We start from the raw sequence: 20898 nt of genomic DNA, 5'->3' as shown, positions 1-20898 counted from the left end.
ATATCTAAATTAACGATAAAATACAACTAGGATGCGCCAAATAAAGGAGGGGTTTATATGGTTGCAAAACAAGGTAGCGAACAAACAAAAAGAAAACCATCCAAGCGTGAACGCAGATCAAAAATAATAATCTATATCATGATTCTTGCGATGCTTCTGTCATCGCTTACCGCTGGCCTTGCAATGTTTATATAAAAGAGTCGACTGGGATTCCTGTATCAGGTTCCAGTCTTTTTTATTCTCCACTGCTTTTTCTTTTAATATCACTCTTTTTATATTTTCTTTTCAAATTTAGATAGTCTTCAATGTCATGTAGTAAGCGGAATAAATTCGCTCTTGTTTCAAATTCCTCCTGAGTTTGTGGAAGATCTTCCTGATCAAATTCTCTCCGCAATGCTTCCAAATCATCCAGGAATAAACCTGCTGTATTCTCCGGATGCACAGATTCTGATAAATTCTCAAAAAAGTTGGCGATTTTTTCAGAGATGGAGTCTTTGTTCGGTAATTTCGTCACAAGTGGGAGCATCCGCTGTAATAGTTCAAACTGCCGCATGCGCATTTCAAAATAATCATGGTAAATATGATTGCCTCGCAATAGATGGTTTTCCTTGTCACGCTCTACTAAATCTTCGGCTTCTTGTAAAATTTCTTCTGTTTCTGCTATTTCTTTACCGTCCCATACCACATTTTTATTTCTTATGTATAGGGCAATTTCATATAATATAATTTTAAAATTGGCTTCCAGTTTGTTTTGTTTTTTCTTTAAATCTACATCCAGGCTGGGCATATATACATTTAAAAGAAGAGCGATACCTATCCCAATAATGATGATGAAAAGCTGTTCGATAATAAATGTCGATGACATACTGGAAAAACTATATAAATTCAACGTGATGACCGAACTGGTTCCTATTCCGGGTGTGATTTTCAGATAAACCGTTGTCGGAATAAACGCCGTTAACATTAAAGCTAAAGCAATGGCGTTGTAACCAATGGTTTCAAAGAAAATAAATGAAAATAAAATGGACAAAATACAAGCAAAAAAACGATGCCAAGCAGTTAAGAATGATTTTTTCCTTGAAGGTTGGATACATAATATGGTTAATATGCCTGCGGATACAAAGTTTGTCAGGCCTAAGAATTGAGCAATCGAAATTGCAATAGGGACACCTATTGCAGTCTTAATGGTTCGATAGCCAATTTTCACGGTAAAAACTCCCTTATTTTTTAGAACATAATCATATTAGTTGTAATAAAATGAGACTGACCCACTAAAAATAGAGACAGTCTCTTGAACACTAGATTCTCCAGCCTTGTATAGAAAAACGACGGAGTCTTTCTCCAAATAAAGGCGAAAGCCCCACTCGCGTATTCATACGGGCTAATTGCTAGACCTCTGCACAATGTTCATCAAAGATAGTTTGAAGTTTGCCAACAACATCAACAGCGCTAAATCCTTCTATATCATGACGCTCTAACATTGTAACAATTTTACCATCTTTTAAAAATGCAAATGAAGGTGAAGATGGCGGATATCCTTCGAAATATTCACGAGCCTTTTCTGTTGCTTCACGATCTTGCCCAGCAAATACGGTGACTAGATTATCCGGACGCTTATCATAATGAACAGAATTCGCTGCAGCCGGACGAGCAACTCCACCAGCGCAACCACAAGTTGAATTGACCATTACTAACGTTGTGCCTTCCTTCGTTAGGGCATTATCAACATCTTCTGCAGTTGTAAGCTCTTGATAACCAGCTTCTCTTACATCTTTGCGAGCAACATCTACCACGTCGTTCATGAATAGGTTAAAATCCATATGAACTTACATCCCTTTTAAATTTAAGTATAATGTAGCATACTATAACTTTATCAACTTTATCCGATTATTTCAATTCTAAATGCTTATGTCATGATGAGTTCAATAGACATTCATCGTATCTTTATTCATTTTTTCCAAAAGTTCTTTCACACGTGCAAGGAAATTTCCGCTAACAAGCCCATCCAAAATACGGTGATCCAATGAGAGAGAGAGATTGACCATATCTCTTGCTGCAAACATGTCATTGATAATGACAGGGCGTTTGACAATAGATTCCACTTGTAGAATAGCTGCTTGTGGATGGTTAATGAGTCCCATGGAATGAATCGAGCCAAAAGATCCTGTGTTGTTAACCGTAAACGTACCGCCTTGCATATCATCAGCTGTTAACGTATTCGACCGTGCTTTTATAGCAAGATCATTAATATCTTTTGCGATACCTTTAATGCTTTTTTCATCTGCATGCTTAATGACTGGTACGAAAAGTTCTTGATCTTTCGCAACAGCGATAGAGATGTTAATGTCTTTCCGCTGGATGATTTTATCCTCCGCCCACATGCTATTAAGCTGTGGAAAATCTTTTAATGCCTGAGCTACTGCTTTTACAAAAAAAGCAAAAAAAGTTAGATTGAATCCTTCTTTTTGTTTAAATTCCTGCTTTATCTGGTTTCTATAATTGACAAGATCGCTTACATCAACTTCTACAGTCATCCAGGCATGTGGAATCTCCTGCGTAGAGCGAACCATATTCTGCGCGATTGCCTTACGAACCCCTGTAACCGGAATTTCAATGTCACCGGTTTGTACTGTTTGTGTGTGTGTAGAAGGTTCCTTTACCGGATGCGTTGTTTCCTTCTCAAATTGTTTAGCATCAGATGGGCTCGGTTCTTCCGTCTGCCCGGAGGCAATTCTTTTTTCAATGTCTTTTCTGGTAATCCTACCGCCACGGCCAGTTCCATTGATCGATTCCAAATCGATATCATTTTCCTGTGCCATTCTAAGAACCGCTGGAGAATAACGTTTTTTCATGGACCGATCTTCTAACGGTGTTTCTATCTTTTCTGTATTGTTCTTTTCTTTAGAATCTGTGTCTGTTGGAGATGCAGTGACTTCCTCTTCTATATCGATATAGCACATTAATTCTCCTACAGCAATGGTGTCTCCTTCTTGTGCTACAAGCTCTTTGATAACACCGGTAAATGATGATGGTACTTCGGCATTTACTTTGTCTGTCAGTACTTCGGCAATGGGGTCATATTTATTCACGTTATCCCCGTCACTGACTAACCAGGAGCTAATGGTTCCTTCTGTTACACTCTCACCTAATTGAGGCATATTTATTTTTTCTACTGCCATACTACCCCTCCTTTTAATTAAAATTCTGCCAGGTTCCGCATTGCTTGTTCTATCTTTTCCGGATTGATCATAAAATACTTTTCCATGGTCGGTGCAAATGGCATGGAAGGTGCGTCCGGGGCAGCCAAACGCTGCACAGGGGCATCTAAATCGAACAGACAGTTCTCAGCAATGATAGCTGCTACCTCTCCGATAATACTGCCTTCTTTATTATCTTCTGTGATTAATAACACTTTTCCTGTCTTTTTCGCAGCCTTCACAATTGCTTCTTTATCCAATGGGTATACCGTTCTTAAATCAAGAATATGTGCATCAATCCCTTCTTCAGCTAACTTTTCGGAAGCCTGAAGGGTAAAATGTACACTTAAACCATAAGTAATAATTGTAATATCCGATCCCTCGCGTTTTATATCCGCTTTTCCAATCTCAAGAGCGTAATCTTCGTCCGGCACTTCGCCTTTAAGTAGACGATAAGCACGCTTATGTTCAAAGAATAACACCGGATCATTATCACGAATGGAGGCCTTCAATAACCCTTTTACATCATAAGGTGTTGATGGCATAACGATTTTTAAGCCTGGCTGGTTGGCAAATACCGACTCAACAGACTGAGAGTGATATAATGCTCCATGTACGCCACCACCATATGGAGCGCGAATGGTTATCGGAGCGTTCCAGTCATTATTAGAGCGATAGCGGATTTTAGCCGCTTCTGAAATAATTTGATTTACAGCAGGCATGATGAAATCTGCAAATTGCATTTCAGCTATAGGACGCAATCCATACATAGCTGCCCCGATACCTATTCCGGCAATCGCTGATTCGGCAAGTGGCGTATCCAATACACGAGTCCCGCCAAACTCATCATATAAACCATCTGTTGCACGAAAAACTCCGCCTTTTTTCCCAACGTCTTCCCCTAGGATAAATACTTTTTCATCTCGTTGCATTTCTTCTTTTAAAGCAGACGTTATTGCTTCAATATATGACATTACTGGCATCGTATATTTCCCTCCCTACTGTTCGTATACATAGTCTAAAGCAGTTTCAGATGCCGCATATGGCGCGTTTTCAGCGTAGTCTGTAGCTTCATTAACCAACGTGCTAATCTCTTCGTTTATTTCTTTCTCTATTTCATCCGTTAGAATACTCAACCCTTTTAAATAAGCTGCAAATGTGATAATCGAATCATTTTTCTTCGCTTCTTCTATTTCTTCTTTATCGCGATAGGAGCTGTCATTATCATCACTTGAATGTGCAGTAAAGCGATAGGTGATTGCTTCTATTAATGTTGGCCCTTCCTGATTGATGGCCCGATCTCTTGCTGCTTTAACGACTTCATATACTGCCAGAGGATCATTTCCATCTACGGTATATCCCGGCATGCCATATGCCACGGCCCGATCAGATACTTTCTCCGTTGCTAGTTGTTTTTCAACCGGTACAGAAATGGCATATTTATTATTTTCTACCATCGTAATAACAGGTAATTTATGTACCCCGGCAAAATTTAAACCTTCATGAAAATCTCCCTGGTTCGACGAGCCTTCACCCAACGTTGTAAACGAAACAATATCTTTTTTCTCCATTTTAGCGGCTAATGCCACGCCAACTGCATGGGGAAGCTGTGTCGTAACAGGGGAGGATCCAGTCAAAATTCTGTTTTCTTTTTGGCCAAAATGTCCGGGCATCTGCCTACCGCCAGAGTTAGGATCCGCTGCTTTGGCAAAACCGGATAACATAAGATCTTTGGTAGTCATTCCAAATGCAAGAACAATGCCAAGATCGCGATAATATGGGGCAACATAATCATTTTCACGGTCTAAGGCAAAAGATGCTCCTACTTGAGCTGCCTCTTGTCCTTGGCAGGAAATAACAAATGGTATCTTACCTGCGCGATTTAACAGCCACATTCTTTCATCAATTTTCCTTGCTAATAGCATTGTTTTAAACATATCTAATACTTGGTTATCTGTTAAACCTAATGCTTCATGACGATTTGTAGTCATTTAAGGTACCTCCTTGTTCGTTTATCCATGGATTTGTATCCCTTCAACAGCGAGTGCCCCTTCTTCCATTACTTCTGAAAGTGTTGGATGTGGATGGATGCTTTGTGCAATTTCCCAAGGTGTTGCGTCCAGTACTTTTGCAAGCCCTGCTTCGGAAATCATGTCCGTAACATGAGGACCAACCATATGGATACCTAATATGTCCTCTGTATTTTTATCAACAACTATTTTTACAAAACCATCTGATTCTCCATGTACAAGCGCTTTTCCAATTGCGTTGAACGGGAATTTTCCGATTTTGATTTCATATCCTTGTGTTTTGGCTTGTTCCTCTGTTAGTCCAACACGAGCAGCCTCTGGATTTGAATAGATACAAGATGGAATAGTCGTATATTCAATTGGTAACGGATCCTGGCTTGCCATATGTTCTACAGCCACTTTTCCCTCATGTGATGCCACATGTGCTAATTGCATTCCTCCAATCACATCACCTATGGCATAGATGTGCGATTGTTTTGTTTGGAAATACTTATTCGTTTGAATAAATCCTTTTTCAACATTGATATCCGTGTTTTCCAGGCCAATATTCGTTGTATTTGCCTTGCGACCAACAGATACCAGTATCTTATCTGCTTTAAAGGTTTTATGTTCTCCTTTTATTTCAGCATCTATAGTCACGTTTTCATCCTTTGATAGTGTATCAGTTAGAACATTGGCACCTTTAACAAAGGTTACCCCTTTCTGTTTCAAACACTTCTCAACTTCTTTAGCTACTGTCTCATCTTCTGTTGGAAGGATCTGATCTAAGTACTCTACAACAGTAACATTCACACCGAAGTCTCTAAGCATAGATGCCCATTCAATTCCTATTACACCACCACCTACAATTATAATAGATTTAGGTAATTCTTCCATATTTAATGCTCCATCAGAACTCATAACAAACGATTCATCAATATCAAGTCCAGGGAGTGATTTAGGAGTTGATCCGGTTGCAATCAATACATTGTTAGGAACAATCATGGTATTTTCCTCTCCGTTTTCATATTCAATAGAAATCGTACCAGGTATCGGAGAGAAGATACTTGGTCCTAAAATTCGGCCAAATCCTTCATATACATCAATTTTACCTTTTTTCATTAACCCTTGAACGCCTTGATGTAATTTTTTAACAACGTCATTTTTTCTTTCTTGCACCTTTACGAAATTTAATGTGGTATCTTTTGTTTCTATACCGAAATCGGCTGCCTCCATCGTTTGCCTGTAAACTTGGGCACTACGTAATAATGCTTTGGAAGGGATGCAACCTCGGTGAAGGCAAGTTCCGCCAAGTTCTCCTTTTTCCACGATAGCTACCTGCATACCCAGTTGAGATGCTCTTATTGCAGCAACATATCCTCCAGTTCCTCCGCCAATTACAACCAAATCATACTCTTTTGTCATATGTTTCCCTCCTCATGCATTTAGACTCGGATACACTTTAGGGCTTTCTTCTTCTTTTAGTACCCTTAACACACCTTCGTTTAATGCCTGCAATTCATTTTCTCCCGGGTAAATCATGGTGTCAGCTATCCATTTAACGCGCTTGGTTATCATATCAACAAATTTCTTACCGTAAGCAAGGCCCCCAGTTAAAACAATTGCATCTACATTTCCATACAATACAGTACTCATGGAACCAATTTCTTTGGCTATTTGATAAGCCATGGCTTCATAGATGAGCTCTGCATCCTTATCTCCATTTTCTATTCTTTTTTCTATTTCAACCGCGTCATTGGTTTGTAAATAGGCCATTAAGCCACCTTGACCGACGATTTTATTCATTACTTCATCCCGGTAATACTGCCCGGAAAAGCATAAGGAAACTAAATCGCCAGCAGGAACAGTTCCCGCGCGTTCAGGAGAAAACGGTCCTTCTCCATGCAGTCCATTATTAACATCGATAACTTTTCCGTTCTGGTGAGCACCTATGGTTATCCCACCACCCATATGGGTGATGATCATATTGATGCTATTATAATTTTCATTTAAATCCATTGCAGCTTTTCTAGCAACCGCTTTTTGATTTAACGCATGAAATATGCTTTTCCTCGGGATATCCGGCACTCCTGAAAATCTGGCTATCTCTTCTAATTCATCTACAACAACGGGATCAACGATATATGCAGGTATATTTAATCCTGACGCTATTTCATAAGCAAGGATTCCCCCAAATTAGAAGCATGCTCTCCGTTCAGGCCACGTTGTAAATCCTTTAGCATGTATTCGTTCACTTCATAAGTACCACCTTCAATAGGCCTTAACAACCCGCCCCTGCCACAAACAGCATTTAATTTTGATATATTGATTCCTTCATGATCCAAGGTTTCCAGGATTACCTTTTTACGAAAATCATATTGATCTATAATTCGCTGGAAGTTGTGTACATCATCCAAATGATGACGGATCGTTTTTTCAACGATACATTTTTCACCATCAAAAACGCCAATTTTCGTTGATGTTGATCCTGGATTTATGACCAGAACGCGGTATATTGATTGCAAAATCTGACCTCCATTTTCAAAATTGCAAGCTTTATCTTCTGCTTAATATGTGATGTTCATTTAATAGAAATTGATTTCTTGAATTTTTAATGATTTAATTCTTTCTTCTGCCATCCTATCTGCTGCAGCATATGTAGGAATATTATCACGTCTGGAAATTTCAAATACCTTTGCTAAATTATCATAAATCGTTTCTACTTTTTTCATAGCCCTATCCTGATTATATCCATTTAATTCATCCGCCACATTTATCACCCCACCGGAATTGATCACATAATCCGGTGCGAAAACTATTCCTTTTTCATGAATAATATCACCATGTTCGGAGTTTTTTAATTGATTATTTGCAGATCCTGCAATAACTTTAGCTTTTAATCTTGGTATTGTTTCATCATTAATAACTCCGCCAAGTGCACATGGAGCATAAATATCACAATCAACATCATAAATAGCTTCTGGGTCAACAGACTCTGCTTCAAACGCCTCAACAGCACGACTTACAGCTTCTTTATTAATATCTGCTACGATTAATTTTGCTTCTTCTTTATGCAAGTATTCACATAATGCGTAGGCTACATTTCCAACACCCTGAACAGCAATTGTTTTCCCTTTTAAGGACTCGTCGCCATAAGCTTCGTTTGCTGCAGCTTTTATCCCTTTATATACCCCGTAAGCAGTTACTGGGGAAGGATTTCCTGAACTTCCAGAATACCTTGAAATTCCTGTCACATAATCTGTTTCCATATGAATGATATCCATATCCTGTTCTGTTGTCCCTACATCTTCTGCTGTAATATAGCGTCCATTTAATCCCTGAATATACCGTCCAAATGCACGGAATAGTTCGGGACTTTTATCCATTTTCGGATTCCCCATAATTACTGTTTTTCCACCACCAAGGTTTAGCCCGGCTGCAGCATTTTTATATGTCATCCCTTTTGCTAATCTTAAGGCATCCTCAATCGCTTCAGCTTCCGAATTATATGTCCACATTCTTGTACCGCCAAGTGCCGGTCCAAGCGTTGTATCATGGATGGCGATAACTGCTTTTAACCCGGAATTTTTATCTTGACAAAAAACCAATTGCTCATAATCATACTTTTCCATAGAATTAAATATTTCCATGTATAATCCTCCTAAAATGTTTTAGATGATACTAGTGCGAATATCAACGAATGTATTTTATTTTCAGCTGAATCAGCACGGGATGTTAAAATTATCGGAGCCTTGGCACCACTAATTATGCTTGCAACCGCAGCACTTGCAAAGTATATAAACGACTTGTATAACGCGTTTCCTACTTCTATGGATGGCACCATTAAGATATCAGCTGATCCACTAACATCTGAATGAATACCTTTGTGACGTGCGGCTTCTAGGGATATCGCATTATCAAAAGCTAATGGACCATCAATAAGACAGTCCTTTATCTGTCCTCTATTATTCATTTGCGTTAAAGCTGCTGCATCTATAGTCGATGGCATCGCCTGGTTAATCACTTCGACTGGCGTAATTACAGCAACTTTAGGTTGCTTGATTCCAATTCCGTGCGCGACATGGACTGCATTATTAATGATCTCGGCCTTTTCTTGAAGGCTTGGGGCAATATTCATCGCCGCATCTGTTAGAAATAACAGACGATCTTGGTTCGGTATTTCAAAAAGTGCCACATGGGATAATACTTTACCTGTGCGTAGCCCATGTTCTTTATCTAGTACTGCCTTTAATATTTGATTTGTAGAAAGGTTTCCTTTCATCAAAATCTGCGCTTCATTATGATGAACAGCTAAAACGGCCGCATGAGCAATAGCTTCATCCGTACGTTCATGTCGAACAATAATTTCGCTTGTTGATAAATCTAAATGGATATGCTGGGCAATGGCAGTTATTTGGGCTTCATCTCCAAACAGCAGGAAAAAGCATAACTCCTCCTTTAAAGCAGCCTTTACTGCTAAAAGCACTTCTTTATCTGCAGCATTTGCCACTGCAACCATTTGTTTTGTTTCTTGTTGAACATCGATTTTCAAGGATGCTAATGATTTTTTCATACTTCCCTCCTTACCCACCCTCTATAACTCTTATAGCAAAAGGCATGCCAACTTTTTGTATTTGTAAGCGCTTCATTTATCACATTCCGCACCATTGCAATTATTTGCAGACATGAAAGTTATTGCATGCTTGTTTTTTCAAGTTTGTATTTATCCAACTTATAATAAAGGTTTCTTATGGAGATATTTAAATCCTTGGCTGTTTTTGTCTTATTAAACTCATTTCGTTTGTATGCTTCAAGAATAAATTCTTTTTCATAGTTTTCAACAGCGTTTTGCAATGTTCGATCCTTTTTGACCGATAAACCGCTATGTACCGAGTTAGCTGATGAAATCTCTAACTTCGGTATATGTTCCGGTTTAATGATCTCTGCATTCATATCCATGTAAATGATGGCTCGCCCAATCGCATTTTCCAGTTCACGGATATTGCCCGGCCACTGATATTTCTGTAAGTTAACAAGCGCCTCCCCGTCTATTGCACGGACGTTTCTTCCATAATCCGCATTAATTCGTTGTATAATATGATCAACTAATTCCGGTAAATCGGTTTCTCTTTCACGTAAAGATGGAATAAAAATAGGGAGCCTATTTAATCGGTAATATAAATCCTCACGAAAAAAACGATTCATAATTGCCTTTTCCAAATTAACATTTGTAGCAGCAATGATTCGCACATCCAAGGCTATTGGATCCGTTCCACCTACCCGAACAATTTCATTTTCTTGTAATACACGAAGCAATTTTGCTTGCATATTTAAGGATAGCTCCCCAATTTCATCTAGAAAAATACTTCCCGAATTCGCCTCTTCAAACAGCCCTCTTTTGCCACCATGTTTTGCACCTGAGAAGGCTCCTTCTTCATATCCGAAAAGTTCACTTTCCAATATGGATTCCGCGATTGCAGCACAATTAACCCTGATAAACTTATTATGTTTTCGGTCGCTCTCATTATGGATGGCATGTGCGAAAAGTTCTTTTCCCGTTCCTGATTCACCTCGAAGTAAAACAGTTGCGGGAGTTCTGGCTCCTACCTTAGCTTGTTCCAATGCCAGTCTCATTTCAGGAGAGGTCCCGATAATATCGTCAAACGTGTATTTTGCCTCTAAATTTCGAATGATCTGCCTAGCCCGTTTTAATTCCGATGTTAATGCTTGTATTTCAGAAATATCATGTAGGACGCCGACACTTCCTTTTAATTTCCCATCAACGATTACCGGCGCTACGTTCACAAGTACTTCCTTTTTCCTTGGTCCTACCTTCATTCGTACACGGCGAACAGCACGCCTGGTTTGCAGTACCTTCATATGCATGCTTTCACCTTCGGATATATCCGCACTCGCCGGTTGTCCAACAACATCGTCTTCCTTCATTCCCGTGATTTGAGTATAGGCCGGATTAATAATAAGTCCTTTTCCATTCTCATCAACGACACTTATTGCCTCATCAGATGATTGAATAATGGCTTCCAACATTGTTTTTATTTCTTTTAAATCTGTGTTTTCTTCTGCTAAGTTCATAACCTCGGTTATATCCTTAAATACAGCAAAAGCTCCGATTAAATGATTATCGGCATTGATGATTGGGATACGGGTTGTAATGACTTTCTTATTATTCTTTAGAAAAAGTTTCTGATTCACTTCTTTTCGTTGACTCATCAGAACTTGCGGCAATCTTGAGTTCGGGATAACATTTTTTATATACTGTCCTTCACACTTTTCCTTAGAATATCCGATAATTCGTTCAGCGCTCTTATTCACAAATTGAACCATTCCCTGATCATTAATAACAATCATTCCATCACGGATATTATTTAGAATTAGTTTCTGGTTGTTCATTTGTAGTTTTATTCGTTCCAATAAGCTTTCCTTTTCATCAAAAAGCTCAGAAATTATGTATGCTACGGTTCCGGGAATAATAATGGTATTACGATTTCTTAATTTCATCATATCTGCTAAAACAGACTCATCACCTGTTGCTTCAATGATAATATCAATTCGTTCATCGATCCAGCTTTTCCAATCATTATCAATTGGAATACGGTATTCTTTCGCCAGCTCAAGTCCCTTGGCATCATTATTATGGTCGATAACACCTACGATTTTCATTCGCTTTGCAGCGTTTAAGATCTTTAAAAGTGACGTTCCGCCTTTGCCTGCCCCAACAATAAGCACACGTTTCATGTTATACCACCCTGCATTTTTTTGCATACATTTATCATACGATATCTTGCAAGATTTAGCAAATTGCATTTCATTTCTAAACGGAATTTTTTTTGATATACTATGTTTAGTTTGTACATATAGAGGGGAAATGAAATGATTCGAATCATCGCTGTATCCTTATTATTCATTCCTGGAATTCTTGCGGCATATGGAATAAAGCTTATGCGTGATGCATTATTCCATGAATTTAATCCGATATTCTTTCACGCAGGAATTCAATTTTTTATAGGCATCGTATTGTTAGTGGGGGGAATCTGGTTTATAGGTGGCTTTCTTGTGCATCGTGATAAGAAAAAAAACCTTATTCAAAAAAAACATAAACGTACAGACTAAAGATGGAGACTTATTCCATCTTTTACCTTTATTTTGTCTAAACAGACCTGGAAATGTATGTTATCATATAAAAATCACTACTACGGGAGGAATTTTTAGAGATGAAAGTAGCTAAATTTGGGGGAAGTTCCGTTGCAAGTGCAACACAGATCGAAAAAGTAGGAAACATCATTAAAACAGATTCAAATCGGAAATTCATTGTCGTATCTGCTCCAGGGAAAAGAAATAAAAAAGATTTCAAAATAACCGACATGTTAATCCAGATTGGAAATGCTTTTAAAAATGATGAACCTTACACAGAATATATGAATATCATCGTTGATCGCTTTAGCGAAATTATTGAAGAACTACAACTGCCACCATCTATCGTAACGGATATTGAACAATCTATACATGCCGTATTAAAAAATGACGATGAAGAAGCAATAAAACTCGATGCACTGAAAGCGATTGGTGAAGATAGCTCAGCTAAAATTTTAAGTGCATACTTGAATGAAATCGGTCTCCAGGCAAGCTATATAAATCCTCAGGAGGCTGGAATTATCGTCAGTAACGAACCGGGAAATGCACATATACTATCAGAGAGCTTTTCAGATATCTACGCTTTACGAAAAAAAGACGGAATATTGGTTATACCCGGTTTCTTTGGATATTCCAAGAGTGGAAAGTTGATGACTTTTTCACGAGGCGGTTCAGACATAACAGGGTCGATTATTGCCGCTGGGGTAAAAGCAGAATTATATGAGAATTTCACCGATGTAGATTCAGTCTATAAAGTTAACCCAAATTTTGTCAGTAATCCTAAAAAAATAACAACATTAACCTATAAGGAAATGCGCGAATTATCCTATGCCGGATTTTCCGTATTCCATGATGAGGCACTTATCCCTGCTTTTAGGGCGCAGATCCCTGTCTGCATCAAGAATACCAATAAACCGGACCTTCCCGGCACCCATATCATTGCGGAAAAAAGAAGCGATGAAAAATGTGTAGTCGGAATTGCGAGCGATACCGGTTTTAGCAGTTTATATGTAAGTAAATATTTAATGAACCAAGAAGTGGGATTCGGACGTAAGCTGCTACAAATCATTGAAGAGGAAGGAGTTTCCTTTGAACATGCCCCATCCGGGATTGATGATTTATCAGTAATTATTCGTCAGAGTAAATTAACATCTGAAAAGGAAAATAACATTATAAGCCGAATTAAAAATGAACTCAATCCAGATATGGTAGCCATTCAAAAAGATTTAGCCGTAATTATGGTTGTCGGTGAGGGGTTAATGAATACGATAGGCATTGCAGGAAAAGCAACAGCAGCATTCGCTGAAGCAAATGTCAATATTGTCATGATTAACCAAGGTTCCTCGGAAGTGTCCTTAATGTTCGGAATAGAAAAAGAAGGTTTGGACCGTGCACTTCAATCATTATATATCGCCTTTTTTGAATGAAAAATTAAAAAAGGCTGGGACAAAAGTGTTTTTAACAAATAAATTCTGACCATACATCGCTTCTAAAAATATACTTCGCGCACCTTAGGGCGGCTGGTGAGCCCCCTTGTGCTCGTCGTGTTACAAGTGACTTCTCAGGGGCAGCACTCCTCGCAAAAAAGATTGCTATCTGCGTCTTTAGGTGTCTCACCCATGCCTTTTCTCCCGCTGGAGTCTCCGCATATTTCCTACGCTAAGTTTGATAATGTATCGTCTTTTTAATGAAACACGTTGTTTTGTCCCAACCTCTTTTTGTCCTTATTTAACTCGCTTTATGTTCCAGTCTCAACCTATCAGCGACCATTGCAATAAATTCGGAATTGGTCGGTTTTGCCTTTGAGATACTGACAGTATAGCCAAATAACGCTGAAATGGATTCGATATTTCCTCTGCTCCATGCTACCTCTATCGCATGGCGAATAGCTCTTTCCACACGAGATGCCGTCGTATTAAATTTCTTGGCAATGTCTGGATAAAGCACCTTCGTAATAGATCCTAAAAGTTCAATATCGTTATATACCATTGTAATTGCTTCACGTAAATACATATAACCTTTAATGTGTGCTGGTACGCCAATTTCATGAATAATATTCGTTATATTCGCTTCTAAATCTTGTTTCTTCCGCTCTTTTTTAGATGCTTTATTTGATGAGTCAGGGATAAACACACTGCTTCCATTTACCTGACGTATTTGTTCAGCTAAATTATCCATATCAAATGGTTTCAATATAAAATAGGAAGCCCCTAAATCGACAGCCTTTTTCATGACTTCTTCTTGACCAAAAGCTGTCAGCATAATTACACTAGGTTTATTTCTTCCCTCCATTTCTCTTATCTGATTTAGTACCGCCAATCCATCAATATGAGGCATAATAATATCTAAAACCAATACATCCGGTTCCATATCCTCCAGCATATTTAAACAATCTCTGCCATTATGGGCGGTACCAATAACGTCAATATCTGCCTGTTCCCCAAAATATTCCTCCATTAACTGCACCAATTCTTTGTTATCGTCCACTAAACCAACCGATATCTTATTCACCTTTAAAAGATCCTCCTTTATGTCATTTAAACTTAAGCTCTTTAGCCCTTCTTCTTTACTTATTCTACAAAAGTTTTAAATATCCTTCTTTTATTAGAAAAATATTGGTTTTTTTTAAGATTTCTTTGATTTACTCAATATTTCGCCTGCATGTGATATAAATCGATAATTTATGACAATATTTGTCGAAAATATTTTCTATAATTATATCATAAAATAAAAAATATTCAAAATACACAAATCAAATATAAATGGCTCGTTGTAACGAGCCATTTATATTAACCGGCTTTCTGTTCTTCTTCATTAGATACATTTATACCTGCTTCTTCCAACATCCATTCAATATGGACTCCATAACCGGAAGTAGGATCATTTACAAATACATGTGTGACTGCTCCAATAATTTTTCCATTTTGAATGATGGGACTTCCACTCATTCCCTGTACGATACCACCTGTTGCTTCAAGTAACTCTGGATCCGTTATTTCAATAACCATTCCTTTTGTAGCAGGAAACTTTTGTGGAACACTACTGACAACTTCTACATCAAATTCTTCCACTTCTTCATCCTCAACGACCGTGAGAATTTTTGCAGGTCCTTCTTCTACTTCATGGGATAATGCAACTGGCATAGGTTCATCATAACTACTTCCTTGGTTTAAGGAATCATTCAATTCCCCGAAAATACCAAATGGACTATTTTTGGTTATCGTTCCTACTTCATTTTTATCTGTGGAAAATCTGGCTTGCTTTTCTCCTGGTGTACCGTTGTTCCCTTTTTCGATGGAATTAACAGAAGACTCTACAATTGTTCCATCATGAATTTCGATTGGTCTTTTCGTATCCATGTCCGAAATAACATGACCTAGTGCACCATATTTATCTGACTCCGGTTCATGGAATGTCATTGTTCCAATACCGGCTGCAGAATCGCGAATATACAAGCCAATTTTATATTCATTATCCTCCTTTATCGGCTGCAACTTTGTTTCCATGGTTTCATCAGCTCTCTTAATCGTTACATCTAAACTTTCGCCATTTTCTCCTGCTTCTTTAACGATTGGTTTAACCTCTTCCATTTCTTTAATCGATTCCCCATTGATTTCCAATATAACATCACCAACTTTAATTTCCGCTTCTTCTCCTGGTGATAATTTTCCATTTTGCCCCTTTACCTGATGATGACCGACGACGAGTACTCCCTGTGTATGAAGGTTTACACCAATGGATTGTCCACCCGGGATAACTCTAATATCATCTAAAACAGATAAATCCACCTTTTTAATTGGAAATCCAGCAACATCATATACCAACTCGCTACTTCCCGGTTCTTCAGCATAAAATTCTGAGGAATCGATTGCCTGGATGTTATCATCAGATGCACTCACCTGTACATTACTTCCTAAACCTGGCACTTCTATCGGTGATTGGTTATTAAAGGTAACAATATCATTTGGGATGGAAAGATACTTTTGCATTGGGGTAAAAAAAGGAATTGCCAATAAAGCAATGAGGAGTAATACACCTACGCTAATTCGAATTATATTTGACTGTTTCAATTTCCATTTCACTCTCCTCGTTCCAAACCCATACCATAATGATTTATTTCTGTACTTCTAATTTGACCTAATAACACCTGTTTTAAACTGGTGAAACATAAGAAAGATGTGTAACATTTCCTTTTATAAATAAAAGAAAAGATGTATAACGTGCATATTGGAGAGGTAATGGTAAAAATACCTGTCGATTATTGTTAATCACGGTAAATTTTCTTCAAAAAAGTTTACAACTAAAAAAGCCAGATATAGTATAGTTTCTGACTTTTTAATCAATGTTATCCATATTTTTTATTTTTAAATGCTGATGCCATATGAAGTAATTCTTGTCCGTGCTCTTTTGCGGTTTCTGTTAATTTCGTTCCAGTCATCATTCTGCTTAATTCCTCAATCTTCTCTTCCACTGTTAATTCTGAAACAGTGGTTGCAGTACGATTCCCTATTTCCTGTTTTTCAATCAACTTATGTGTATCAGCCATAGCTGCTACTTGTGGTAAATGCGTGATACATAAGACTTGCGATTCACTGGATATTTGATATATTTTTTCTGCTATTGCTTGTGCTACACGTCCGCTGACTCCTGTGTCCACTTCATCAAATATAACACTTGTTACACCTTGATGTTTGGCAAATATTTTTTTAAGGACAAGCATAATTCGTGAAAGTTCACCTCCGGAGGCGACTTTATTTAGCGGTTTTAAAGGCTCTCCTGTATTTGTAGAGATCAAAAATCGAACGTGATCGAACCCGTTTTTATGCAGATCTATGGACGTATAGTCATTATTCTGTACCAATCGCTCATGCTGTTTATGATCAAAGGAAATAGAAAAAGATGCTTTTTCTAAATATAAGCCCTTTAATTCCTGATGAACATCCTTCATTAATGAATCAGCGGCTTTTCTTCGAATATTATGCAGTTGACAAGCTTCCAGATATGCATCCTTAGCAGTTTCATTCATTTGTTCTGCGAGTTTTGTTAAATGAGAATCCTTATTTGTTATTTCTTCGATTTCCTCTTCAATTTTTGCCATGTATGCCAGTATATCGTTAACCGTTGATCCATACTTTTTCTTTAATCGATTTATTTCACTCAGACGTGATTCGATTTCATTTAAGCGTTCCGGGCTATACTGCAGACTTTCAATATGATTACGTAGATCATATGTTAATTCCTCAAGGGTAAAGTAACTATTGGATACTTCCTCTGATGTTTTTGCGATGAAGTGATCATATTGACTGTTATCCTGTAATGCCTGTTGAGCCACACTTAACCATTCCAACCCTTTTTCTTCACCATATAAGGCATTATACGCATCCGAAAGGGCGGTATGTATCTTTTCAAAATTAGCCAATGAAAGTCTTTCTTCCTCAAGAGCTTCATCTTCATTCGGAACCAGATTTGCTTGTTCAAGTTCCTTCATTTGGAACTCTAATAAGTCCAAACGATGCGCCGTTTCTTGCTCATTGTCATTCAATTTTTCATATCTATTTTTCAGCGTAGCAAGCTTGTTGAATAAATGGGTATACTCCTCTTTTGCTGCTGCTATTGGAACAGGATCATAAGCATCAAGTAATTCAATATGCGTTTCGGGATTCATTAGAGACTGCGTTTCATGCTGACTATGAATATCAATTAATTTCTTGCCAAATTCCCTGAGAATAGCTAAGGTCACCAATTTATTATTAACTCTGCATATACTTTTTCCATTTGCTGTTATTGTTCGTTGTAGGACAACCTGTTCATCCGTAATTTCTATGCCATACTCCTTGTTCAGCTCATAGATCGGATGATTTTTATGATCAATGGTAAACAATCCTTCTATTTCTGCTTTTTTTGCATCATGCCGTACATACTCTACAGAACCACGTCCACCTGCCAATAATTGGACAGCATCAATGATAATGGATTTACCTGCACCGGTTTCTCCCGATAAAACAGTAAGGCCATCATTAAATGTAATAGATACTTCATCAATAATCGCGAAATCACGAATGGATAATTCTGTTAACATATTTGTTCACTCCATTATAGAAAAACTCACAACATATTTAAAAAACGCTCCTTAATTATTTCCGTATCCGCTTCCGTCCTGCAAATAATTAAACAAGTATCATCCCCACATATCGTACCCATAATTTCTTCCCAATCTAAATTATCGATTAAAGCACCTACCGCATGTGCATTTCCCGGAAGTGTGTTTAAAATAATAAAATGACTAGCGTGGTCTATTTTTACAAATACATCCATGATTAAACGTTTTAGTTTATCCAAGGGGTTAAATCGTTGGTCTGCAGGCAGGCTGTATTTATATTTTCCATTTGTTGATGGAACTTTCACAAGGTGTAGGTCTTTTATATCCCGGGACACGGTTGCCTGGGTAACATTGTACCCTAGATTTTTTAATCGATCGACAAGCTCATCTTGTGTGTCTATTTCGTTGTTTGTAATTAAATCACGTATCTTGATATGACGCTGTATTTTACTCATTTGCAGCCCTCCGCCTTAGAGAATATAACGCTGTATTAAATGGATTTCAATGCATGATGTGCTTCACCAACTACTTCTTTCAGCTGTTCATCCGTAATCGTATATCCTGTTCCTATCTTTTTCCAACCAAACCATACCAAAAATTCAATATTACCATCACCGCCTGTGATCGGTGAATATGTGAGATCATACAGTTCAAATGATTCTTCATGGGCTATATCAATAACCTTTTTTAAAACGCTATGATGTACGGCCTTATCACGCACAATCCCCTTTTCACCAACCTGATCTCTGGGAGCTTCAAATTGCGGTTTAACAAGTGCTATAACATCACTATCTGGAGCTAATAATTGACGAAGTACTGGAAAAATTAATTTCAAGGAAATAAATGAGACGTCTATGGACGCAAAATTAGGTATACCATATTCAAGCATATCAGAGGTTACATAGCGAAAGTTTGTTCTTTCCATAACGATAACCCTATCATCATTTCTTAATTTCCAATCCAATTGGTTGTATCCAACATCAATTGCGTAACTTTGCAATACGCCATTTTGTAGTGCACAATCTGTAAAGCCGCCGGTTGAAGATCCGATATCTATCATGATTTTATCTTTAATGGAAACCGAAAAATAATGCAAGGCTGCTTCAAGTTTTAATCCGCCTCGTCCTACATATGGAATTTCCTTTCCCTTAATGGTTATAGGGGCCGTTACATCGACTTGCATTCCTGGCTTATCCAAACGAATTGGGCCGGTGAAAACGAGACCAGCCATAATAACTCGCTTGGCCTTCTCCATTGTTTCCATTATATTTCGATTTACTAGTAGTTCATCTAGACGTATTTTTTTCATATTCATGGTTTCCTTCACTAGCGTTCTTATGATGGATCTTTTTTATTTTCATCAGGAAGAACTCGTATTTTAAATTTAGATTCAAGAATTGCTACTATTTTCCCAGCGAATAGGATTATATTGGTAGATGAATGAATGGCAAGTGTTTTACCGATAGCTTTTCCTCCAACGGTAAGAGCTGCAACAAAGCTGGTCAATACAACGGATAACACAAGATGTAAAGTAGAGCCATCTCCATTACCGAATAAATTAGCAATTTGTAAAATAACAATTGCAGAAGCGTTACCACTCACAATTCCAGATATATCCCCAATGACATCATTACAAAAACTGGCAAACTTGTCTGCATTCCTCGTAATTGCCACAGCTTCCTTGGCCCCGTTTACTTTTTCGGCCGCCATCGCATGGAAGGGCGTTTCATTTGCTGCTGTGGCTGCTATTCCAAGTGTATCAAATAAAACTCCGATAAATACAATGATAAATACGATAAGTAAACCTATAAACCATATAACTCCACTTAGAATAGACGAAGATATTATTGAAAAAATAGCCGCTAACACAAAAGTGATAACGGCGATAGTCAAACTAAATCTAAGTGATTTCTTTATTTTTATATCCATAATCAGCCTCAAATGAAAAATTTATGTAAGGAAGGAATGGTCATTTAAAAGGTTAAAACTGCGGCTTAGGTCCAGTAGGTTTTCCCCGGTGCTTACCCCATGTTACCATCTAGGGCGGTTCCCCATTAAATGCACCTGAACTCCGTCACCGGAAGTTCGACTGGATTACCACTTAGTCCACACTATAATCCCTTTTAAACGTCTTCAAACAGTCTAGGAGATTTCCTCAACAGTCTTTAACCGAACCCTAGCCTCTTTTGCAGAGCTGCTTTCATAGAGATAAAAGTAACCATTCAGTGGCCAACCGAATGGTTACAGTAGGCTCTAATCCCCTCAGCACCACTCAAGGCAGGCTACGCTGCAAATTGAATATCCCTATTCCAATTAGGCAGGTTCATACCCCAGTCCATAATGGATCCTAGCTTAGTCACCACTACAGAGATGGGCCTCCACGGTAATCGGGTCAACGCCCACATGCCTTTGTGGATCGCCCGAAAACCTTAACTCCCAG

Annotated in this window: 17 protein-coding genes and 2 pseudogenes; 3 read left to right on the top strand and 16 right to left on the bottom strand. The window is 38.1% G+C overall.

What is annotated here, in order from left to right; all coding sequences use genetic code 11:
• The first annotated feature begins 57 nt into the window (after positions 1-57).
• On the top strand, positions 58-195 hold the full coding sequence (gene prli42 / locus KFZ56_RS10290; RefSeq protein ID WP_222641848.1) for a stressosome-associated protein Prli42: 138 nt from the start codon (positions 58-60) through the stop codon (positions 193-195).
• 40 nt (positions 196-235) lie between these two features.
• Here prli42 and KFZ56_RS10285 read toward each other — a convergent pair whose 3' ends face one another.
• The 10 genes and pseudogenes from KFZ56_RS10285 to KFZ56_RS10240 all read right to left on the bottom strand — a co-directional run bounded on the left by KFZ56_RS10285 (position 236) and on the right by KFZ56_RS10240 (position 11962).
• Positions 236-1207, bottom strand: coding sequence for an aromatic acid exporter family protein (locus tag KFZ56_RS10285; protein WP_222641847.1), 972 nt, complete (start codon positions 1205-1207; stop codon positions 236-238).
• 181 nt (positions 1208-1388) lie between these two features.
• Positions 1389-1820: a BrxA/BrxB family bacilliredoxin gene (locus KFZ56_RS10280; protein ID WP_222641846.1), complete on the bottom strand. Its 432-nt coding sequence runs from the start codon at positions 1818-1820 to the stop codon at positions 1389-1391.
• Positions 1821-1922: 102 nt separating this feature from the next.
• Complete coding sequence (locus tag KFZ56_RS10275; protein ID WP_222641845.1) at positions 1923-3179, bottom strand: dihydrolipoamide acetyltransferase family protein; 1257 nt, start codon at positions 3177-3179, stop codon at positions 1923-1925.
• A gap of 17 nt (positions 3180-3196) precedes the next feature.
• Complete coding sequence (locus KFZ56_RS10270) at positions 3197-4180, bottom strand: alpha-ketoacid dehydrogenase subunit beta (RefSeq protein ID WP_222641844.1); 984 nt, start codon at positions 4178-4180, stop codon at positions 3197-3199.
• Positions 4181-4195: 15 nt separating this feature from the next.
• The gene (locus KFZ56_RS10265; RefSeq protein ID WP_222641843.1) at positions 4196-5188 is read right to left on the bottom strand and encodes a thiamine pyrophosphate-dependent dehydrogenase E1 component subunit alpha; all 993 of its coding nucleotides are present in this window, start codon (positions 5186-5188) and stop codon (positions 4196-4198) included.
• A gap of 21 nt (positions 5189-5209) precedes the next feature.
• On the bottom strand, positions 5210-6631 hold the full coding sequence (gene lpdA, locus KFZ56_RS10260; RefSeq protein ID WP_222641842.1) for a dihydrolipoyl dehydrogenase: 1422 nt from the start codon (positions 6629-6631) through the stop codon (positions 5210-5212).
• A gap of 12 nt (positions 6632-6643) precedes the next feature.
• A pseudogene (buk, locus tag KFZ56_RS10255) lies at positions 6644-7734 on the bottom strand (butyrate kinase).
• A gap of 28 nt (positions 7735-7762) precedes the next feature.
• Positions 7763-8856, bottom strand: a pseudogene (locus KFZ56_RS10250) (Leu/Phe/Val dehydrogenase).
• 11 nt (positions 8857-8867) lie between these two features.
• Positions 8868-9779, bottom strand: a complete 912-nt coding sequence (gene yqiS, locus KFZ56_RS10245; RefSeq protein WP_222641841.1) for a phosphate butyryltransferase — start codon at positions 9777-9779, stop codon at positions 8868-8870.
• Between the two features lie 119 nt (positions 9780-9898).
• Positions 9899-11962 (bottom strand): sigma-54 interaction domain-containing protein, encoded by a 2064-nt coding sequence (locus KFZ56_RS10240; protein WP_222641840.1) that lies wholly within the window; start codon positions 11960-11962, stop codon positions 9899-9901.
• Positions 11963-12097: 135 nt separating this feature from the next.
• Here KFZ56_RS10240 and KFZ56_RS10235 point away from each other — a divergent pair, with 135 nt between their 5' ends.
• Together KFZ56_RS10235 and KFZ56_RS10230 are read left to right on the top strand one after the other, a co-directional pair.
• The gene (locus tag KFZ56_RS10235; RefSeq protein ID WP_222641839.1) at positions 12098-12337 is read left to right on the top strand and encodes a DUF2627 domain-containing protein; all 240 of its coding nucleotides are present in this window, start codon (positions 12098-12100) and stop codon (positions 12335-12337) included.
• A gap of 101 nt (positions 12338-12438) precedes the next feature.
• Positions 12439-13785, top strand: a complete 1347-nt coding sequence (locus KFZ56_RS10230; RefSeq protein ID WP_222641838.1) for an aspartate kinase — start codon at positions 12439-12441, stop codon at positions 13783-13785.
• 301 nt (positions 13786-14086) lie between these two features.
• Here the strand turns inward: KFZ56_RS10230 and spo0A are convergent, their stop codons facing one another.
• The 6 genes from spo0A to KFZ56_RS10200 all read right to left on the bottom strand — a co-directional run bounded on the left by spo0A (position 14087) and on the right by KFZ56_RS10200 (position 20387).
• The gene (spo0A, locus tag KFZ56_RS10225) at positions 14087-14869 is read right to left on the bottom strand and encodes a sporulation transcription factor Spo0A (RefSeq protein ID WP_222641837.1); all 783 of its coding nucleotides are present in this window, start codon (positions 14867-14869) and stop codon (positions 14087-14089) included.
• A gap of 278 nt (positions 14870-15147) precedes the next feature.
• On the bottom strand, positions 15148-16428 hold the full coding sequence (gene spoIVB / locus KFZ56_RS10220; RefSeq protein ID WP_222641836.1) for a SpoIVB peptidase: 1281 nt from the start codon (positions 16426-16428) through the stop codon (positions 15148-15150).
• Between the two features lie 275 nt (positions 16429-16703).
• Positions 16704-18437, bottom strand: coding sequence for a DNA repair protein RecN (gene recN / locus KFZ56_RS10215; RefSeq protein ID WP_222641835.1), 1734 nt, complete (start codon positions 18435-18437; stop codon positions 16704-16706).
• 26 nt (positions 18438-18463) lie between these two features.
• The gene (gene ahrC, locus KFZ56_RS10210) at positions 18464-18913 is read right to left on the bottom strand and encodes a transcriptional regulator AhrC/ArgR (protein ID WP_222641834.1); all 450 of its coding nucleotides are present in this window, start codon (positions 18911-18913) and stop codon (positions 18464-18466) included.
• Between the two features lie 35 nt (positions 18914-18948).
• Entirely contained in the window at positions 18949-19773 is an 825-nt protein-coding gene (locus KFZ56_RS10205; RefSeq protein ID WP_222641833.1) for a TlyA family RNA methyltransferase, read from the bottom strand.
• 20 nt (positions 19774-19793) lie between these two features.
• Positions 19794-20387, bottom strand: coding sequence for a hypothetical protein (locus KFZ56_RS10200; protein ID WP_222641832.1), 594 nt, complete (start codon positions 20385-20387; stop codon positions 19794-19796).
• Positions 20388-20898: the final 511 nt, after the last annotated feature.

Origin of the sequence: Virgibacillus sp. NKC19-3, from assembly GCF_019837165.1 — a bacterium.
GTDB classification, from domain to species: Bacteria; Bacillota; Bacilli; order Bacillales; family Amphibacillaceae; genus Virgibacillus_L; species Virgibacillus_L saliphilus.
Note: the sequence above shows the minus strand (reverse complement) of the source record. Positions and strands in the feature narration are given on the sequence as shown.

Coding starts and splice junctions, on each gene's coding strand:
- prli42 (WP_222641848.1), top strand. CDS start 58: ATGGTTGCAAAACAAGGTAGCGAACAAACAAAAAGAAAACCATCCAAG.
- KFZ56_RS10280 (WP_222641846.1), bottom strand. CDS start 1,820: ATGGATTTTAACCTATTCATGAACGACGTGGTAGATGTTGCTCGCAAA.
- KFZ56_RS10275 (WP_222641845.1), bottom strand. CDS start 3,179: ATGGCAGTAGAAAAAATAAATATGCCTCAATTAGGTGAGAGTGTAACA.
- KFZ56_RS10270 (WP_222641844.1), bottom strand. CDS start 4,180: ATGCCAGTAATGTCATATATTGAAGCAATAACGTCTGCTTTAAAAGAA.
- KFZ56_RS10265 (WP_222641843.1), bottom strand. CDS start 5,188: ATGACTACAAATCGTCATGAAGCATTAGGTTTAACAGATAACCAAGTA.
- lpdA (WP_222641842.1), bottom strand. CDS start 6,631: ATGACAAAAGAGTATGATTTGGTTGTAATTGGCGGAGGAACTGGAGGA.
- yqiS (WP_222641841.1), bottom strand. CDS start 9,779: ATGAAAAAATCATTAGCATCCTTGAAAATCGATGTTCAACAAGAAACA.
- KFZ56_RS10240 (WP_222641840.1), bottom strand. CDS start 11,962: ATGAAACGTGTGCTTATTGTTGGGGCAGGCAAAGGCGGAACGTCACTT.
- KFZ56_RS10235 (WP_222641839.1), top strand. CDS start 12,098: ATGATTCGAATCATCGCTGTATCCTTATTATTCATTCCTGGAATTCTT.
- KFZ56_RS10230 (WP_222641838.1), top strand. CDS start 12,439: ATGAAAGTAGCTAAATTTGGGGGAAGTTCCGTTGCAAGTGCAACACAG.
- recN (WP_222641835.1), bottom strand. CDS start 18,437: ATGTTAACAGAATTATCCATTCGTGATTTCGCGATTATTGATGAAGTA.
- ahrC (WP_222641834.1), bottom strand. CDS start 18,913: ATGAGTAAAATACAGCGTCATATCAAGATACGTGATTTAATTACAAAC.
- KFZ56_RS10205 (WP_222641833.1), bottom strand. CDS start 19,773: ATGAATATGAAAAAAATACGTCTAGATGAACTACTAGTAAATCGAAAT.
- KFZ56_RS10200 (WP_222641832.1), bottom strand. CDS start 20,387: ATGGATATAAAAATAAAGAAATCACTTAGATTTAGTTTGACTATCGCC.